The sequence below is a fragment of the Dyadobacter sp. SRI_021 genome, assembly GCF_057586235.1.
This window is the reverse complement of sequence record NZ_JBYCZM010000001.1, coordinates 1,267,857-1,285,762: the sequence shown is the minus strand read 5'-3', so window position 1 is coordinate 1,285,762 and position 17,906 is coordinate 1,267,857. Positions and strand designations below refer to the sequence as shown.

The 17,906-nt window shown below is 49.7% G+C and carries 14 protein-coding genes; 9 read left to right on the top strand and 5 right to left on the bottom strand.

Translation table 11 applies throughout. The features are described 5' to 3' along the window. Nucleotides 1-13: 13 nt before the first annotated feature. Nucleotides 14-1,861, bottom strand: a complete 1,848-nt coding sequence (locus AC2YIT_RS05250) for a 3-keto-alpha-glucoside-1,2-lyase-like domain-containing protein (RefSeq protein WP_487278458.1) — start codon at nucleotides 1,859-1,861, stop codon at nucleotides 14-16. Nucleotides 1,862-2,054: 193 nt separating this feature from the next. Here AC2YIT_RS05250 and AC2YIT_RS05245 point away from each other — a divergent pair, with 193 nt between their 5' ends. The 5 genes from AC2YIT_RS05245 to AC2YIT_RS05225 all read left to right on the top strand — a co-directional run bounded on the left by AC2YIT_RS05245 (nucleotide 2,055) and on the right by AC2YIT_RS05225 (nucleotide 6,871). Beyond that, nucleotides 2,055-2,819: a 3-keto-disaccharide hydrolase gene (locus AC2YIT_RS05245; RefSeq protein ID WP_430841755.1), complete on the top strand. Its 765-nt coding sequence runs from the start codon at nucleotides 2,055-2,057 to the stop codon at nucleotides 2,817-2,819. Nucleotides 2,820-3,024: 205 nt separating this feature from the next. Beyond that, nucleotides 3,025-3,594: a hypothetical protein gene (locus AC2YIT_RS05240; RefSeq protein ID WP_430841757.1), complete on the top strand. Its 570-nt coding sequence runs from the start codon at nucleotides 3,025-3,027 to the stop codon at nucleotides 3,592-3,594. Nucleotides 3,595-3,689: 95 nt separating this feature from the next. Then, nucleotides 3,690-4,406, top strand: coding sequence for an RNA polymerase sigma factor (locus tag AC2YIT_RS05235; protein WP_487278457.1), 717 nt, complete (start codon nucleotides 3,690-3,692; stop codon nucleotides 4,404-4,406). An 84-nt stretch (nucleotides 4,407-4,490) separates the two neighbouring features. Next, on the top strand, nucleotides 4,491-6,140 hold the full coding sequence (gene glgP, locus AC2YIT_RS05230) for an alpha-glucan family phosphorylase (protein WP_487278456.1): 1,650 nt from the start codon (nucleotides 4,491-4,493) through the stop codon (nucleotides 6,138-6,140). Between the two features lie 149 nt (nucleotides 6,141-6,289). Next, entirely contained in the window at nucleotides 6,290-6,871 is a 582-nt protein-coding gene (locus AC2YIT_RS05225) for a Uma2 family endonuclease (protein WP_487278455.1), read from the top strand. Nucleotides 6,872-6,942: 71 nt separating this feature from the next. Here the strand turns inward: AC2YIT_RS05225 and rfbD are convergent, their stop codons facing one another. From rfbD to AC2YIT_RS05205, 4 genes are all read right to left on the bottom strand, one after another. After that, a complete protein-coding gene (gene rfbD / locus AC2YIT_RS05220) occupies nucleotides 6,943-7,845 on the bottom strand; it encodes a dTDP-4-dehydrorhamnose reductase (RefSeq protein ID WP_430841765.1) in 903 nt (300 codons plus the stop codon). A 1-nt stretch (nucleotide 7,846) separates the two neighbouring features. Further along, complete coding sequence (locus AC2YIT_RS05215; protein ID WP_430841767.1) at nucleotides 7,847-8,554, bottom strand: peptidylprolyl isomerase; 708 nt, start codon at nucleotides 8,552-8,554, stop codon at nucleotides 7,847-7,849. A gap of 5 nt (nucleotides 8,555-8,559) precedes the next feature. Beyond that, nucleotides 8,560-9,156, bottom strand: coding sequence for a hypothetical protein (locus tag AC2YIT_RS05210; RefSeq protein ID WP_430841769.1), 597 nt, complete (start codon nucleotides 9,154-9,156; stop codon nucleotides 8,560-8,562). A 116-nt stretch (nucleotides 9,157-9,272) separates the two neighbouring features. Further along, nucleotides 9,273-10,697, bottom strand: a complete 1,425-nt coding sequence (locus AC2YIT_RS05205) for a BamA/TamA family outer membrane protein (RefSeq protein ID WP_430841771.1) — start codon at nucleotides 10,695-10,697, stop codon at nucleotides 9,273-9,275. 277 nt (nucleotides 10,698-10,974) lie between these two features. On the opposite strand from AC2YIT_RS05205, the gene AC2YIT_RS05200 reads away from it, so the two are divergent. The 4 genes from AC2YIT_RS05200 (at nucleotide 10,975) to AC2YIT_RS05185 (ending at nucleotide 17,834) form a co-directional block, all read left to right on the top strand. After that, nucleotides 10,975-12,126: a hypothetical protein gene (locus tag AC2YIT_RS05200; protein ID WP_430841773.1), complete on the top strand. Its 1,152-nt coding sequence runs from the start codon at nucleotides 10,975-10,977 to the stop codon at nucleotides 12,124-12,126. Between the two features lie 141 nt (nucleotides 12,127-12,267). After that, complete coding sequence (locus AC2YIT_RS05195; RefSeq protein WP_430841775.1) at nucleotides 12,268-12,465, top strand: hypothetical protein; 198 nt, start codon at nucleotides 12,268-12,270, stop codon at nucleotides 12,463-12,465. A gap of 295 nt (nucleotides 12,466-12,760) precedes the next feature. Continuing rightward, nucleotides 12,761-16,153, top strand: a complete 3,393-nt coding sequence (locus AC2YIT_RS05190) for a SusC/RagA family TonB-linked outer membrane protein (RefSeq protein WP_430841776.1) — start codon at nucleotides 12,761-12,763, stop codon at nucleotides 16,151-16,153. A gap of 37 nt (nucleotides 16,154-16,190) precedes the next feature. Beyond that, nucleotides 16,191-17,834, top strand: a complete 1,644-nt coding sequence (locus tag AC2YIT_RS05185) for a SusD/RagB family nutrient-binding outer membrane lipoprotein (protein WP_430841778.1) — start codon at nucleotides 16,191-16,193, stop codon at nucleotides 17,832-17,834. The last annotated feature ends 72 nt before the right edge of the window (nucleotides 17,835-17,906 follow it).

Here is a 17,906-nt window from a genome sequence, read left to right as displayed (position 1 = left end):
AATAAGGTTTAAATCAGAACAGGATAGAATACTTCACTTCGCCGTTGGTGACAGGCACGATGAGTTCCTGCTCGCCTTTGGCACCTCTGATTTCTGGTTTAAGTTTCTTGTCGGCCAGCTGGATGTAGTACGATTTGTCGTCTACCGCATAAAGTCCTTCCGAGATTTTTTCGATAGATGCACCATCAGCCAGGCGTGCTACGAGGTCTTTGGCAGGGTTATTCACCTTCACAATGCGCTCGAAGTACTGGTTGTTCACGACAGAAACGTAGTCGGTGATGGAAGAACCGAATGCCTGGTACTGGAATGTAGGAACATCCGAATCGTCGAGTACGTAACCTTTCGGACGGTAACCGCTGCCGGTTGTGTCCGCTTCCCATTTAGATTTCCCTGATTTACCCAGGAACATATCGTCGCCAAGCAACGTCACGCTGCCGCGCGGGCGCGAAGAGCCGTCACCGCGGTCGTGCCACATTGGGGTAGCATCGAGGAACTCACCGCGCCAAACTTGCAGGATCGCGCCTTTGTCGAGGTCGTATGTATAATGCAGGCTTGCCGGGCTGCCGACCGAAACCGCATGAACTACGCGGGTTCTTTTCGCTTTTTCATCCTTGCGGAAATCCATGAAAGAGCGGGTAATGGTGTTGGTAGATGCCTGGATCAGGATTGGGTCGGTAGAACCGCCGCCCATCGCCGAGCTTTTCGAATGGAAAGCGATTTCACGGAAGCCTGGTCCACTTACCCAAAGCCCCAATACCGGACGCATCCAGCCATCTCTCTTGTTGTTAAAAAATTCGAGCTTATGGTCGCCTGCGGTCAGGTTCACTTTGCCCACACGGAATTCATTGTTCGATTTCCACTCTGGCTTGATCACATCCTTACCGTCAATTTTCAGGTAAGCATTACCCGAAGCCTGCAAACGGAAAGTGTATTCACCTTCGCTGGCTGCATTCAAACGGCCGTTGTAAACGAAGGAGTAATTGTTGTTTTCTTTCAAAATTTCCCAGTTAAGCGATTCCGATTTGCCGGTTTCAGCAGGAGTGAGTTTTGAAAGGTCTTCGGTTTCCGATAGACCACCGTAATACGTTTTATAGGTCAGTTCGGAAAGAGTCGCCGGTTTCTTGTCAAAATTGTTAACTACAATATTGCGGATCGCCAGTGAACCGTGGTCACCCTGGATGCGGATCGGGCCCATTGGCACGTCCTCAGCCGTGAGTGAACCCCGGGTAGGGCCGCTAACTTCTACGTTCTCATGAATTGTCACACCATTCAGTACCACTGAAAGGAATACCGCATTCGCAATTTTCTTACCGCTGGCGTCGAAACGGGGAGCCTGGTAGGAGATTTTGATATGCTGCCACAAACCTGGCGCTTTGGCCACGTTGAAACGCGGTGCATATCCTTCGTAGCCTTTTTCGCCTTCCGGCTTGGAGTCGTTCCAGCGCTCGTAAATACCACCGCAGTCGTTGTATTTAGCACCTTTTTTACCCCAGCTGTCGAAAAGCTGTACTTCGTAGTTGCCTTGCAGATAGATTCCCGAGTTGGAACCTTTGCTCATCATGAAATCCAGTTCAAGGTCGAGATCGCCGTGTTTGAAGTTGGAAATCAGTTCATAGTCGCTGCCATACTTGCCTTTTTCGTGGAGGCAGGCCAGCACACCTTTACCTGGGCTGGTTAGCAGCGCGTTTTCCTTGGTGAGATCGGCCGATGCATTGCCGACGATTTTCCAGTCACTGGACTTGGTCGTAAAAGCACTGAGGTCGTCGAGGGGAATAGGCTGCTGGGCGTAGGCGGTGTGCATGGCAAAAGCCGCTACCCCAGAGGCGATTAATTGAAAAAGTGAACGGTTGGTTTTAGACATACTTGCAGTAAGCTTAGTCGGTTTTAGATTAGCAATCCAGGCTACGAATGCCTTTAGCCCTGCAAATTACGTGATAAGAATCGGGAAAATTACATTTATATAGATGAGAATCCTTTTTGTTGTTGCTTTTTCCTTAATGTTGTGTTTTGATACTATTTCAAAGAGTTTTTAGACTAAAACGGTTACCTTTCAAATGAAAAAATTGATGCTTACCGCGTTCAGCATGGCTGCTGCCTTTGCCGCACACGCGCAATTGCAGCCTGCGAAGCAAACTCCTGAGTCCAGCGAATTGTGGAATCCTGTTCCCCGCGTGGTGACGCCCGGTAAAGGGTCTTCGGCGGTTTCAGGCTTCACAGCCCCTTCCGATGCGATCGTCCTGTTCGATGGTAAGAACCTCGACCAGTGGGTTTCAGGAAAAGACGGTAAATCGGCCGCTCCCTGGACCGTGGCCGACGGCGCCATGACCGTAGCCCCTAAATCAGGCGACATCCAAACCAAGCAAACATTCGGTGACTACCAACTGCACATCGAATGGAGGACCCCTGCAAAAGTGGATGGAAACGGACAAGGCCGTGGTAACAGCGGTATTTTCATGCAGGGAATCTACGAACTGCAAGTGCTTGACAGCTACAACAACCCGACCTATTCCAACGGTCAGGCTGGCTCGATCTACAAGCAAACAATGCCGCTTGTAAATGCATCGGTTGGCCCGGGTGAATGGCAGACCTATGATGTGATCTATACCCAGCCGCATTTCAACAAAGACGGCCAGATGACACATCCGCCATACATTACCGTTATCCATAACGGTGTATTGGTTCAAAACCACACCGCAATCCAGGGGACTACTCCTTACATCGGCCAACCGACGATCGAGCCGCACGGGAAAGGCCCTATCAAGTTGCAGGACCACAACAACACGACCAGCTTCCGCAATATCTGGATCCGCGAGTTGTAGGATTCGGAAGAGATAGAATGCCGAAACGGGCTGCTTCAAATAGAGGCAGCCCGTTTTAATTTATGACCCACTAGCGTAATTAAATCTGGTCACTGGCACATAATGCCGGCATATTAGTTTTAAGCCTTAAATGATTGGAAACATAGATTAGGTCTTTTCTGTTTTCATTTATATTCGCTTTCAATGTCACCCCAAAACCGTTGCCATGCAGGAGATAGAACCCTATTATAATTGGGAAAAGCATTATGTGGCCAGCCACGACGAGCGTTCGCCCTTCTATGGCCGTACCTATAACCTGGATTATTACGAAAATGCGATCTACGGCTACTACATCCACCCGTTGTGGGATGATATCGGGTCGGAAACGCTGTATGTGAAAATCCTGTTTGCAGATTACAATAAGCACTTTGTGATCATCGAAATGTTCGGGGAATGGAACGACGCGCTGCATAACGACATCATGTTCTTCAAAAGGCAGGTCATTGACCCGCTAACGAACCAGGGCATTAACCAGTTTATATTACTGGGCGAAAATGTGCTCGATTTTCACGGAGGCAATGAGGACGACTATTATGCAGAATGGTTTGACGACGTGGAGGACGGCTGGATTGTCGCCATTAATTTCCGCGAGCATGTGGAAGAGCAGTGGAAGAAGTACCGGCTCGATTATTATATCAATTTCGGTGGTACGCTGCACCTCAATAACTGGCGCACATTGCAGCCGGAGCCATTTTATGGGTTGGTTAAAAATTTGATGGTTAGAAGGTTAACCTAGTACAAAGCTGCGGGTATTGCTTGCAACCTTGGCAACTCCTTTGTAGCTTACGCATTCATCGTATCAACTGTTCTTACCTTAAAACCTCATTTCCCATGGCCGAGAATACCGAACCTACACCAGAAGATGCAAAAGAATCGCTGGAAAATAAAGTTGAAGAACTCAAAACCACTGCTGCCGATGCCAAAGATGCAATTGTGGAAGAGGCGCAGGAAGTGAAGAATGAAGCTACCGAAGCAGTGAAAGAAGAAGTGGCTGCCGTAGAGATGAAAGCCGAGGAAGCCGCGGATGGCATTAAGACCGAAGTTTACGAAACGATCGACGACCTCAAAGCGCAGGCCGAGACCAAGGCAGCGGCTGCAGGGGAAGCAGTGGAGGACGTGAAAGAAGAGGCTGCGGCTAAGGTAGATGCTGTAAAAGAGGAAGTTGTGGAAAAAGTCGAGGAGGTGCAATCCGGTTTCGCAGCGAAACTCGCGGGACTGACAGATGCAGCAGCAGAGAAATTCGGGGACTTGAAAGAGGCCGCGGCCGACAAGTTTGAAGATATTAAGGAAGTTGCCTCGGAGAAGTTCGAGGATATTAAAGTGGCCGCAGCAGACAAGTATGAGGATATCAGGGAGGATGCGGCCGAAGCATTTGAAGATGCAAAAGAGGCCGCTTCCGAGAAGCTGGCCGAAGCGCAGGCCAAGGCTGCTGAACTGAAAGCGAAGGCAGCGGAGGAAATAGCGGAGTTGAAGGAGGAAGCCTCGGAGAAGGTCGTCGAGACGAAAACCAAGGCGAAGGGATTCTGGGCGCGGCTCTTCGGCAAATAGGCCCTTAAAAGATGATTGGACCCGGCCCTTTTCGATAGGCCGGGTTTTTTATGCAATGCTTCTATTCTATCAAAATCGCTTCTAATGTCACAGCAAGCTTTCGCTCTTCCCTACCGTCATCCGTTTGCGACGGATAATCAGTACAAAAAATCGGTGGCCTACTTTTCGATGGAATTTGCTGTCGATCAGGCTTTAAAAATTTACTCGGGCGGTTTGGGCTTCCTCGCGGGCTCACATATGCGCAGCGTGTACGCGCTCAAACAGAACCTGATGGGTATCGGAATGCTGTGGAAATACGGCTACTACGACCAGGGCCGTAAGAAAGACGGCAGTATGGAGCCGGAGTTCCGGGAGAAAATGTATTCCTACCTGGTCGATACCCAAATCCGCTTTCAGATACCCATCATGGGCAAAAACGTTTGGGTGGCCGCCTATTACCTCGACCCGGAAACATTCGGTTCGGCGCCAATATTTCTGCTTACAACCGATACCGACGGCAACGATGAGTCGACGCGGGCGATCAGCTATTCGCTGTATGATTCCGACGTAACCTATAAAGTGGCGCAATGCATGGTGCTCGGTATCGGTGGTGCACGGCTGCTCGAAGCGCTGCAATACGAGCCGGAAGTATACCATTTGAACGAGGCACACGCCGTTTCAGCCCTTTTCCATTTGTATAAGAAATATAAAAAAGTCGCCGAGGTACAGAAGCGGGTTGTTTTTACGACGCATACGCCGGAAGAGGCTGGTAACGAAAAACATGACATTCACTTTCTGGAGCAGCTGGGCTTTTTCTCCGGTATCGACCTCGAAACGGTGGGGAAGATCAGCGGAATAGGGGATAGCGTGTTCAACCACTCATTGGCCGCATTGCGCCTGAGCCGCAAAGCGAACGGCGTTTCGAAACTGCATGGGGAGGTCTCCAGGAAAATGTGGAAATCGCATCCCAAAATTGCGCCGATCGGCCACATTACCAATGCGCAGAACAATGCCTACTGGGTTGACCCCGTCTTGGAAAAGGCCAGGCTTGGAAAGGATATCGACGCGATCGTTGCACGTAAAAAGGAGTTGAAAAGGACATTGTTCAAGACCGTTGCCGACCAAAGCGGAAAGCTGTTCGACCCGGATGTGCTCACGATCGTGTGGGCGCGACGGTTTGCAGCCTACAAGCGGCCGGATATGCTCGTCTGGGACCTCGAAAGATTTAAAAAGATTATGGAGAATGCGAAACAGCCGGTGCAGGTGATATGGGCCGGTAAACCATATCCGAAAGATGAAGGAGCGATTGCGACGTTTAACCATCTCTTCTATTTGAGCCATTTGTTTCCCAATATGGCTGTGCTGACCGGCTACGAACTGGCATTGTCCAAGATGCTCAAAGACGGTGCCGATATCTGGCTCAACACGCCTGTCGTGACGCGGGAGGCCTCCGGCACCAGCGGTATGACGGCGGCAATGAACGCTGCATTGAACCTGTCCACATTCGATGGTTGGATTTGCGAGTTCGCAAAGGACGGGCACAATGCGTTTCTGCTGCCGGTTGCCCAGGGAGAGGATATCAATAAGCAGGATTGTGATAATCTGATGAAAACCCTGCAAAGCACGGTGATCCCGACTTACTACAATGCACCTAAGAAGTGGCAAAGGATGATTTTGAACAGTATGAACGACGTTTCCGGACCGTTCAATTCCGACAGAATGGCGCGGGAGTATTATGAATTGCTGTATAATTAAATTTTAGTCCGCAGGAAAGTGGCGGCCGGCAGTTAATCCCGATGAATCTATCCGGTGAAAATTGACTGTTGGCCGCCGTGTAGCCTTGGCAGCAAATCGTTATATTTGAAATAGCATTATTGAAAGACTTCCAAAGACATCGTTAAGTTATGGACACGCCTGTTACATTCATTGTGGGAGATATCATGAGCGAGGACGAATTCTTCCGTTTTTGCCAGATGAACGATACGCTCAGTTTTGAACGGGACAGCGAAGGCAACATTATCTTTATGTCACCTGCTGGATGTTTTTCAGATAGTTTCAATGCCGACATTCTCGGTCTTTTTAGCTCATGGTTGCGGGAGAATAAGATATCCGGAAAGGCATTCGGCCCATCGGCAGGCTTCACGCTTCCGAACGGGGCAGTCCGTTCCCCGGATGTTGCCTGGGTGAGCCGTGAAAAATGGGATTCTTTATCTAGAAATGATAAAGAGCGATTTTCTCCAATGTGCCCCGATTTCGCAATCGAAATCCGTTCTAAATCCGATAGCCTGATTTACCTGCAAAACAAAATGCAGGAATATCTGTCCAATGGCTGCCGCCTCGCTTGGTTGATCGATCGGTATGGTGAGAAGGTGTATGTTTACGAACCTGAACGTGCCATTGTCGAATATCCAAGCCTTGATATTCAGCTTTCAGGTGAGCCGCTTTTCCCTGGCTTTGTATTGAATCTGGCTGAAATAGAAAAGTGAAGAATGCCACGAAGGCACGAAGAAACACGAATATGCTTCGTGTTTCTTCGTGCCTTCGTGGCATTAAAACTTTAAATCTGTCCCGCCAAAATCTCGATCCCTTCCCGAAACGAATGCGGCTCGTACCCCAGCACATTCCTCGACTTGGTTAGATTAAAACCGGTTCTAGGCGGCCTGCGGGCAGGCTGCGTGAATGCCGATGCATCCGTAGGGGAAATCAAAGAAGCATCGAGTCCAAAGTAATCGGCAGTAGCGAGCGCCATTTCGTAGGGAGTCAGGAAATCCTTACCGGAAATGTGGTAAATGCCTTTCGCCTCCTGGTCCGCGATGAGAAAGCAGCCCATGGCCAGGTCTTCGGCTAGCGTAGGCGTGCGGAATTGGTCGGTTACCACTTTGATAGCCTTGCCTTCCTCCAATGATTTTTTTACCCAAAGGATGATGTTGCTCCGGCTCATGTCGTGCGCGATCCCGTACACGAGCACGGTGCGGGCAATGGCCCACTCAATGTCCGAAGATTTGACGGCCTTTTCGGCTGCGTACTTGCTCCATCCGTAAAAACTAATAGGATTCGGAATGTCTTCTTCCCGGTAAGGCCCCGAAGTGCCGTCGAAAATGAAGTCGGTAGAGACATGTTCCAGAAAGATCTGGTATTTCGCACAGGCTGCTACCAGCGTCTCGGTTGCGGTGACATTCAGCTTCCAGCAGGCGTCTTTTTCCGCTTCGCATTGGTCCACATTCGTCATTGCGGCGGTGTGGATCAGCACATTGGGGCGCTCTGCGTCAAGTATCCGATCAACCGCATCCGGGTCGGTGATGTCCATTTCGACATAGCGATATCCCTTGCTGAATGGCAACCTGTTTCCGCCCCTGGCCGTGGCAACTGTTTCAATGTGTGCTTTTGAAACCAGCAGTTCCACCAGTTTTTGCCCCAGTAACCCGTTGGAGCCAGTGATCAGGATTTTTTTCTTTTCCAATTTAAGCTTCGTATTTCCAGCCGTATTTGCGGGTAATCTTTTTCTTTTTCATCTTCTTGACAGACACTTTCATCAAAATGTCCTTTTCGGGGCGGTCGCGCTCGTCTTTCTCCACTGAGGCGATCTTGTCAATTACGTCCATACCGTCAATCAACTGGCCGAAAACGGTATATGCACCATCCAGGTGCGGTGTGCCGCCGATGGTCTCGTACACTTTCTTCTGAGCGTCCGTCAGCTTGCGTGCTGCGCGAGCAGATTGCTTTTCGAGGTCGGCCTTGCTCCATTTGCGGCCTTCCACAATATAAAACTGGCATCCGCTGGACTCTTTTTGAGGGTTGTTATCGCGCGCAGCAGCCAATGCACCCTTTTGATGGAATAGTTTTCCATTGAATTCGGCAGGTATCTTATAGCCGTTGTCGCCGCGGCCCAGCATTTCGTCGGGCTTTGCATTACGGGAATTGGGGTCGCCGCCCTGGATCATGAAGTCGTCGATGACGCGGTGGAAAAGGAGCCCGTTATAGAATTTGTCCTTGGCGAGTTTTATGAAATTGGCCTTGTGCTTCGGCGTTTCGTCGAAAAGAATGAAGCGCATCGTGCCCTTGTCGGTAGCGATGGTGATCACCTCGTCTTTTTTGGAAGATTTTTGCGCACAAACATTCAGTGCAATAAGGCACAACGCGCCCAGGATAATTGATCTTTTGGTTTTCATAGGTGTTATTTGGCGGCCAGAACGTTTTTGTCGGCCGGGAAGAATTGAAATTTCAGTCCATAATCTTTCCCTTCCGAAACATCCTCCATGTCCATCCTGATCGTCTTGCTGTTCCAGGTGATCTTTTTGGTTTCTTCTTTCGGGGAAGCATAGATCTCACTAAAATACTGTTTGCTGGCATTCCAGAGCTGTTTCGTAGCATCCGGACTGTTCAGGTAAACGTCGATCGTGATCTTGTTCACCTTCTTTTCTGGTGTCAGAAAATACTGCACGTCGATGGTTTCCAGTTGCGCCGTTTCCGAAGTGTATCCTAGATGGTCGGGTGTTTCTTCAAACATCTCGAAGGTTTCGGTGGCCTTCACTTTGGCAACTGCATCACCGAATGCAATGCCTCTCAGAACTACACCGGCGGGATTCTGCTCGGCTGGTCCGAGGATCGTTTTCAACAGTGCCGACTGGTCGCTGTTCAGGTCAGCAGGAGCAGCTTCGTGCAGGACCACCGAGTCTGCCGCCGCCTCGGTTTTTTCGTTTGTTTTAGTGTCGCAAGCCGAAGCGAGTAATGCCATCGCCAGCAATGCGATTCCGTTTTTCAGCGTATTCATAATCGTAGAGGTTGTGTCATGCGGTTAATTAAAGTTGAGAAATTATCGTGCCTTGTAACTAGTTCGATTGTGGGTCAATTGCAATTTATACATATTTAACACTTTCGGAACTCCGGTTAAAACTCTCTTGCGAGGTTAAAAAAGAACCGGCGTTCGCCCAAGCCGTTCAGGGTTACATTGAAGCGCGCGACGATATTATAGAATGTCACCACGTCCAGTCCTGCCCCGGCACCATACAATGTCGAGTTGCCCAATTTGGTATTGCTGAATTCCGGATAGCTGTTTTTGACATAACCTGCATCCGCAAAAGTGTTGATATAGGCCGCCAGCGGAATGGTGTTGAATTGTCTCACAGGTATGAATGAAAAATGCTTTTGGATCGAGAAAAGCCTGTATTTCAATTCATTCTTGATCAATGCATAGTCCTGCCCGTCGATCACATAGAGCTCATACCCGCGTACGAGATCGTTGCGATAGCCCAGGCCCACGGTTTGGGTGTAAGGCTGGCGCTTTGGAAACGATACTCGTCCCCGGACATTGGTGTTGAAAAACCATTTCTTGCCAAGCGGAATGAATTTACGATAGGATCCGTAGAGGTACAGCGTGTTGACGTCGTCGGAAGGCAGGAGTCCGGTTTTGGAAATTTGTAACCCGGCAGTCTGGCCCTGCAATGCATACTGCGCATTGTCACGCTTGTCGTAGCTGTACGTGTAGGTCAATTGGAAATAGCGTTGCCGTTTATCCCCATTCAAAAGGTAATTGGGGTTGAGCTTTGCTACCGTGTCGGAGATAGTAAGGTAACTCCACCGGAGGTCCACCGAATGGAATGTATAATACTTGTTACGTCGCGTCAGACTCACGTAGGTGTAGAACCGTTCCCGGTTGATTTCCTCGCTGCTGAGGTATTGCAGCTTGTCACGCCAGGTTCTGAACGCGGTATTTTTATTAATTGAATACGACGTTCCGACGGTAATTCCCGTCTTCTGTGCTTTGTCGATGTACGGCAACGTATACGCTAGTTCGAACTTGGGGATGAAGCCGAATTCAGCCAGGAAACGGAGCTTGTCGGCCCGTCCTGTCACATTACCGTAACTAAGGTATACGCCGTAAGTGGTTCTGGAAAGATCCCGCTTGCGTTCGTACCACCACTCGTTGAAATTTCGGTCGGCGAGCTGGAAAACCGGGAGCATAATAAAATACCAGCGTTCCTTCACCACAATGCGTATGTCGGTATGAACCGAGTCTGGATTTGGTTTGGTCAGGAGGTCAACGGTGACGAACAGGTTGGTATTAATCACCTTCCTGCGGTCAATTTCGAGCTTTTCCCGGAGCGTTTCGGTCGTAAGTGAATCGCCCCGCTGGATCGCCATTTCGCGCATGATGATGCCTGTACGGGTACGATGGTTCCCTTCCACCGTAATGTCGCCTACGATCACATTGCCGGCACTGTCGGCAACGACCGTCTGGCCGGAGGCGAAAGGGGAAAAAAACAGGATAAAAAGCAGAAAGTAAATCTCCTGACAGCACTTCTTAGGGTTCATTCTTCACGGTTCCGAGTTTCGGTATAGAAACGATACTTTCTGTTAATATGATAAAATTTTAGCAAAAATAGGGGTTCCCGCCGAACATCAGGCCGTTTGGTGGTCGAAAAGGGCTGCTTGATAATTATATAGTTTCAAGCAAGCGGCAGCAGTATATGTTTGCCGGCATAGCACTAGTTGAACTCCGGAGCTTAACTAGTGCGGAACGGGAGACACTTTCATACTCGTGCCGCGCGCTGTGCGCATGTAGCTATTAAAAACACATTCAACATACATTATGAAGAACTATACACACTACTTCCATTATATAATCACTTACCTCGTCATAATTCAATTAATCACACTGTCACAAGCCTTCGCTCAGGGCAAGTTTGTCGATGGGTACATCATTACTAATGAAAAAGACACTATATGGGGACTTGTCCGGGATGAGAGTTGGGCGACGAGTCCGGAGCGTATTGCGTTTAAAAATCTGAATGGCGAGGTATCGACTTGCGCGGCGGAGCGTATTGCTGGTTTTGGACTTGTTGCGGCAAAGGAAATTTATAAGAGCAGGAAAATCGGGATATTGAATATTAGCCTCATGCAATCGTATATGCTTGCACCGTCATTGGAGGCCAGGGACTCAACGACGGTGTTTTTGCAGGAAGTGGTGAGTGGCGGCGTGGCAACATTGTTTGAGTTCCTGGATCAGACGCAGCATTCCCGTTTCTTTATTGAAAAGCAGCATCAGCTGAAAGAACTGTTCTACTATCCGTTCTACAAATCGGTCAACGATCGGAATTACCTGGTTGTTTACGACGAATATAAAAAGCAGCTCGCGATGCTATGTGCGGATGCAGAGCGGTTCCGCGAACCCCTGCCGCCATATCAGGAAAAGTATTTGAAAGCGTATATAAAGTCGTACAATGCGTTTTTTACCAAAGACAGTATCCGATACCTGGCAGAAAACCACAGGCTAATTTTCAACTTGGAGCTCATCGGAGGTATTGAGAACTGGCGAGAGGAGATGGTTATTCACAACAAGGCTACCTATGGCTTTGGGTTGCGGATGGACTTTCCACGCAAGTTTCGTAACAGGTATGTGAAAGCCAGTGTTTTGTTTACGCCCGGCCTCCCCGTGGGATTTCCGTCCGGGACTTTGTCCAAAAAGACGTTGAGAACGCTTGAAATGGGATTGGGACGCTACTTCGGCCCCGGAAAGGTGCGACCTTTTTTGGGTCTTAACGCGAGCATCGTCAATAAAGGCTACCGCAGTGATTTCCTGGGAATGAATGCAGGTATAAGCTACAAGCGACTAATTAGCGTGGAAGTCGGGCATTTTGCCAACTTCTACTGCTTCATGACCAAGACCAGCTTCCTTATTCAGCCGCGGATTAGCTTGCACTATTTTGCCAGTTTGAGTTTAGGGCAGAACAGGGTGCGTTAACACATGGCGAAAAGCAGGAAAATTTGGAGGCTGCGGGCCTCGCAAAAAAGAAGCGGCGTGAGGAAAAAAATCCGCGCATGGTAGTAGTCTGTTCGCAAGCTTTGCGAGTATCCTTGTCACATACCAAAACTAACTAACACCATGTCATTCTCCCGGGCTGAAATTTTGATTAACAAGCTTATCAGCAATAAGATATCCGAGGAGGAACTGGCGGAGTTGCTCGCGGGGATTTCTGATGATGAAGGAGGTAAAACTTACTCCGACGCCCTCGAAATTTATTTCAACCGTTTATTGAAGGAAAACCGGCCGAACGGTGAGGCCGGGCCGAAGGAATTATAGCAGATTACAGATTTTACAATTACTCACTCTCCTCTATCAATAGTTTGTTCAGAAATAAAAAGTCAAATCCGTTAGAATAGCCCAAACGACACCATCTCTAGTAATGTGAGCAGGATTTCAAGAAGTTTTTTCCCGTGAGCAAACCTCGCGGAAGGCGATCCGCTACTCACCTGATACCATGTTATTAATACCGCTTACACGGATTATATAAGTCTGTTGTGTTTTCTATTTTTTTAACATAAAGCTCTATTTATCAGTATCATGAACAGTGCCCATCACCTTAAACGCAAAAACTATGGATCCAAATTTTACTGCTAGCCTGCGAAAGCTGCTCTTATGCATTTTCGTGGCTGTTTTGCTCGTCGGCCCGGCATTCGCGGCGAGAAATCTCGACAAGACCATCAAGGGAAAAGTTACTTCCAAAATAGACGGTGCGGCGCTGCCCGGCGTCAGTATTGTCGTGAAGGGGAGCCAGCTTGGTACTTCCACCGACGCAGGCGGTAATTATTCAATCAATGTCAACGAGGCTTCCAAGCCGGTTCTTGTATTTTCCTACATCGGGCATGAAACCCAGGAGGTAATCGTAGGAAATCAGTCGGTGATCGACGTGGTGCTGGCGGAAGGTGTTGAAACGCTCAACGAAACCGTGGTAACGGCCTTGGGCCTTTCGCGAGAAAAACGCTCACTGGGATATTCGGTGGCCGAGGTGAATGGCAAAGACATCAGCCGGGTGGCACAGGAAAATGTGCTGAACTCGCTGGCCGGCAGGGTTCCGGGCGTTACAATTAGCTCCACGGGTGGCACAGGTTCGTCAGTAAGTATGATCATCCGCGGAGCTACGTCGCTCAGCAGCGATAACCAGCCGCTTTTCGTAGTCGACGGCGTGCCCATTGCCAATACGTTGAACAACGTGAGCCAGGTAGGTAACGACAACCGGGTTGACTATGGCAATGCCATTTCAAGCCTTAACCCCGATGATATCGAAAACGTATCCATTCTGAAAGGTCCGAATGCTGCGGCTCTTTACGGTTCGCGCGCAGGCCGCGGGGTGGTGCTCATTACTACTAAAAACGGTAGTAAGTCGAAAAAAATGACAGTTTCCGTGAACTCTAATACTGTCTTCGACAAGCCTTACAAATACCTGAACATGCACCACAAGTTTGCAACGGGTATTCTTCCCTTTACACCGGACAACAACCCGTATCCAGGTGGTGTGCTGATGATCGACGAGGGGTCTGCCGGCGGGGTAGGGCCGGAACTCGACAAAGGCTACAAGGCTATTCAGTGGAACAGTCCGAAGGATGCAAATGGCAAACCGATCCCGACGGAACTGGTTTCACACCCGGATAATGTGAAGAACTTTGTACGCACCGGTATTACCACTACCAACGGCGTAGCAATCTCAAACAGTAATGATTTGGTGACTTACCGCCTATCCTATTCGAATATGACCAACCGCGGTATTATCCCAAATTCGGATTTGTTCCGTAATTCGTTGAATATCAATTCGGCGGTGAAGCTGGCCAAAAAACTGACGCTCAGCACGAACGTCGATATCAGCCGCAACAACTCCAACAACCGCCCGGCGACCAACCGCGGTACGAACCCGCTGCAATGGGCCTATGCCGTGTCTCCTCACATTGATATCCGCGATCTGCGCAACTACTGGGTGCCGGGGCAGGAAGGCTTGCAGCAGCTGTCGCAAGGCCCGGGCGATTATAACAACCCATGGTTCCTGGCTTACGAAGTCAACAACAGCTTCGTCCGTGACCGTGTTTTCGGGAATGTTAAGGCTGACTGGCAGATTACACCGCATTTGAGCCTGATGGGTCGCTACGCGCTCGATACCTATCGAGAACAGCGTGAGACGAAGATAGGCAATAGCTATACCAACGACAGTCGAGGCGGTTACGGGATAATCAACCTTTCGAGATTTGAGCGCAACGCAGACTTCCTCCTGAGCTACAAGCGCGATATCAACAATTTCAGCTTCTCGGTGTCGGGTGGTGGTAATACACGTTACCAGAAAAACATGGATCTGAGTACGGCGAGTGGAAATCGTACCGGGCTGGTTATCCCGGGGCTTTATACGCTGTCGAACATCGCACCGCAGAACCTCACATATTCGAGCTACCTCTCGAAAAGGGCTGTTTTCAGCGCCTACGGCTTGGCGAATATCGGTTTTAAAGACATGATTTACCTCGATCTGACCGCGCGTAATGACTGGTCGAGTACGTTGCCGAAAGCGAACCGTTCGTACTTCTATCCGTCGGCTTCGTTGAGCGTGTTGCTGAATGAGATGTTCAGGATGCCTAATCAGATCAGCTTGCTCAAAGCAAGAGGTAGCTGGGCGCAGGTAGGTAACGATACGCAGCCGTACAACTTGCTGGCGACTTTGGGGAACTCAGGTGCCTGGGACGGCATTACGCGTTTGTCGAAATCGGGATCGATATTGCTTCCCGATCTGAAACCCGAGATCGCGACTTCGTATGAATACGGGCTCGACCTGAATCTCTACCATAACCGCGTCCGGCTGACTGCCACTTACTACCAGGTGGAGAACCGCAACCAGATTATCCCGACCAAGCTTCCGGGATCCAGCGGTTTCAGTTCCAAAAACATCAATGCAGGTTTGCTCGTGAGCAAAGGACTTGAATTGACGTTAGGAGGCACACCGATCGACAAAAATGGCTGGCGCTGGGATATCAATGCCAACTGGTCGAGAAACCGCACGACGATCAAGTCGTTGTCGGACGGACTTGAATTCTACACGCTCTGGACCGATGCCAAAGGTGGCGCATGGACATACGTAGGCGAGCAGATCGGGGATATTTACGATGCCGAGCTCGTTACTGTGAAAGATAAAAGCTCGCCTTATTATGGCTACCCTATTCTGGACGAAAACGGTTCCTGGCAGTCGATTTCCGCTTCTAAAACCAGGAACAAGATCGGTAATTTCAATCCGGACTTCTTGTTGGGTTTGCAAACATCCCTGTCCTACAAAGGTTTCACACTGAACATGTCGTTCGACTGGCGTCAGGGCGGGAATTTCGTGTCGCAAACTTACCGTTACGGTGAATCCGACCTGAAATCCCAACGCTTCCTGGATAACCTGATCAACCCGAACGGCATGACCGGCGATCAGCTGCGCAACTACCTCGTGGACAATAACAAGGTGGTAGTTACCGGAAACAAATTCAATATCGTGGGTGGTCCTACCAAAGAGTATGGCGGTTTCCCGTTTGAATACGGAGGGAATACCTACGACTACGCGGTGTTCAACCCGGGTGTGATCGCGCAGTACAACGAAGCCGGCGAAATCACGGGGTATACTGAAAACCTGGGCGGACCTGGTACGAAATACATTCCTTACGGCGACAACTACCCCTGGGATTTCACCCGTGCCGCTACATTCGATGCTTCGTTTGTGAAATTGCGGGAGGTGTCGCTCGGATATGACCTGCCCTCCACTTTTGTAAAACGCCTGGGCTTGCAAAATGCCAACATCGCCGTTTACAGCCGCAACATCATTCTTTGGACCAAAGCTAAAATCGGTATTGACCCCGAGCAGGCATTCCAGCAAGAGTCGGGCGCGCAGGCTGGTACCCAGTTCAAGCAGGGCATCGAGCGTTACAACGTAACTCCGTGGGTGATACCTGTTGGTTTTAAGCTTGGTTTAACTTTCTGATATAGAATCATATAGTCTATTTAATATAAATAAACTCATGAAAAAGCTTCATAACAAATTCGTCATCATACCGCTGCTGCTGGCATGCATGGTCTTTTCCTGTAAAGACCTGACGGAGCTCAATGAAAACCCGAATGGGGTAGCCCCGGAAACGGTAAATCCTAACCTGGTGTTGCCGACCGTTTTGACGGAGGCTGCGAAGTTGTACGTCAACCTGGGGTACCAGGACATCGCGGGCGTAGTGCAGCATACGCAGAAAGACGCATGGTCGAGCGGGCATAACGACTACGACTGGGGCGGGGACCAGAGCTGGAATGCCTATTACGATGTACTGCGCAACAATGATCTCGTGTATCAACGGTCAGTGGCAGCGAATTACGAGTTTCATCAGGGGGTTACCTTAGTAATGAAATCGTTCATGTTCGGCCTGATTACCGATCTCTGGGGCGACGCACCTTACACAAGTGCGCTGAAAGGCGAAGCAGGTTCGACAGCCGACATTCTACCGTCGTTCGATAGTCAGGATAAGATTTACGCGGGGATCATCGCCGACCTGGAAAAAGCAAACGGGCTGCTTTCGAAATCGAAAGCCGAATATGAAGGTATTGTCGACAATGTAGACGTTTACTATGGCGGAGATCCTGCCAAATGGCGTAAGATGGCCAATTCGCTTTTGCTTCGCTACTACATGCGGATTTCGGCCAAGCAGCCTGATATTGCCAAGGCAGGTATCGAGAAAATCGTAGCCAATGCAGCAAATTATCCTATCATCACTTCTAATGCTGATGATGCCACCATGGGCTTCCCGGGAAACAGTGAAGCGGATTCGTGGCCGGCCAACACCGTGACCGACGCCAGCGGCAGCAACTACCGCCGCATTAAAATGTGCGCTACACTGGTAGAAAGATTGCAGACATTGAAAGACCCGCGCCTGGGAATCTGGGCCAACAAGGTTGAAATTCCATTGGTAGTAGATCCGACACAGCCAGCCGGAACCGATAAAATCGTGGATGGCAAGCGGATTCTTTCGCCGGACAAAGTGAAGAATACACTGGTTGATACGGATCCGGAATACGTTGGCTTGCCGCCGAGTTTCTCAGCATTGCCGTCAGCTTATAACCTGAACCCGACGCCGGGCCAGACATCCTTCAATCCGCACGTATCGTTTCTGAATAACATTTACAAAGCAGCAAAAGGCCCGTTGCTCCGCGCACGGCTGATATCGGCTGCGGAAGTGAACTTCATTCTCGCCGAAGCCGCATTGAAAGGCTGGGCCGCCGGTGTAGCGAAAGACCGTTACGAAGCCGGAATAAAGGCTTCGATGACAACCTGGACAGTAGGCGATAAGTATGCCGCTTACATTGCGACACCGGGTGTGGCTTTCGACAATACATTGAAACAAGTGCTCGAACAGAAATGGATCGCCAGCTGGACGGCTGCCACCGAAGCGTGGTTCGATTTCCGTCGGACCGGCCTGCCTGCTTTGAAAGCCGGCCCTGCGGCTAAGCGCGAAGTGTTGCCAGTACGCTTCTATTACATGCAGGATGAACTGCGTATCAACAAAACGAATGCGGAAGCTGCCGTAAGCAAGCTGGAAGTGACCAACTATTCGCAGGCCGACAACGGCAACAGCGCATGGTCTAAACAATGGCTTTTGCAAGGAACCGGCAAGCCGTGGTAGTCATATTTGTTTTAAGGTGAGTATTTAAAACCGGGGCTGTCGGGGCTATCCCTCAGTTCCGGTTTAGTTTTA

Coding starts and splice junctions, on each gene's coding strand:
- glgP (WP_487278456.1), top strand. CDS start 4,491: ATGTCACAGCAAGCTTTCGCTCTTCCCTACCGTCATCCGTTTGCGACG.
- AC2YIT_RS05225 (WP_487278455.1), top strand. CDS start 6,290: ATGGACACGCCTGTTACATTCATTGTGGGAGATATCATGAGCGAGGAC.
- AC2YIT_RS05245 (WP_430841755.1), top strand. CDS start 2,055: ATGAAAAAATTGATGCTTACCGCGTTCAGCATGGCTGCTGCCTTTGCC.
- AC2YIT_RS05235 (WP_487278457.1), top strand. CDS start 3,690: ATGGCCGAGAATACCGAACCTACACCAGAAGATGCAAAAGAATCGCTG.
- AC2YIT_RS05190 (WP_430841776.1), top strand. CDS start 12,761: ATGGATCCAAATTTTACTGCTAGCCTGCGAAAGCTGCTCTTATGCATT.
- AC2YIT_RS05205 (WP_430841771.1), bottom strand. CDS start 10,697: ATGAACCCTAAGAAGTGCTGTCAGGAGATTTACTTTCTGCTTTTTATC.
- AC2YIT_RS05195 (WP_430841775.1), top strand. CDS start 12,268: ATGTCATTCTCCCGGGCTGAAATTTTGATTAACAAGCTTATCAGCAAT.
- AC2YIT_RS05185 (WP_430841778.1), top strand. CDS start 16,191: ATGAAAAAGCTTCATAACAAATTCGTCATCATACCGCTGCTGCTGGCA.
- AC2YIT_RS05250 (WP_487278458.1), bottom strand. CDS start 1,861: ATGTCTAAAACCAACCGTTCACTTTTTCAATTAATCGCCTCTGGGGTA.
- AC2YIT_RS05200 (WP_430841773.1), top strand. CDS start 10,975: ATGAAGAACTATACACACTACTTCCATTATATAATCACTTACCTCGTC.
- AC2YIT_RS05240 (WP_430841757.1), top strand. CDS start 3,025: ATGCAGGAGATAGAACCCTATTATAATTGGGAAAAGCATTATGTGGCC.
- AC2YIT_RS05210 (WP_430841769.1), bottom strand. CDS start 9,156: ATGAATACGCTGAAAAACGGAATCGCATTGCTGGCGATGGCATTACTC.
- AC2YIT_RS05215 (WP_430841767.1), bottom strand. CDS start 8,554: ATGAAAACCAAAAGATCAATTATCCTGGGCGCGTTGTGCCTTATTGCA.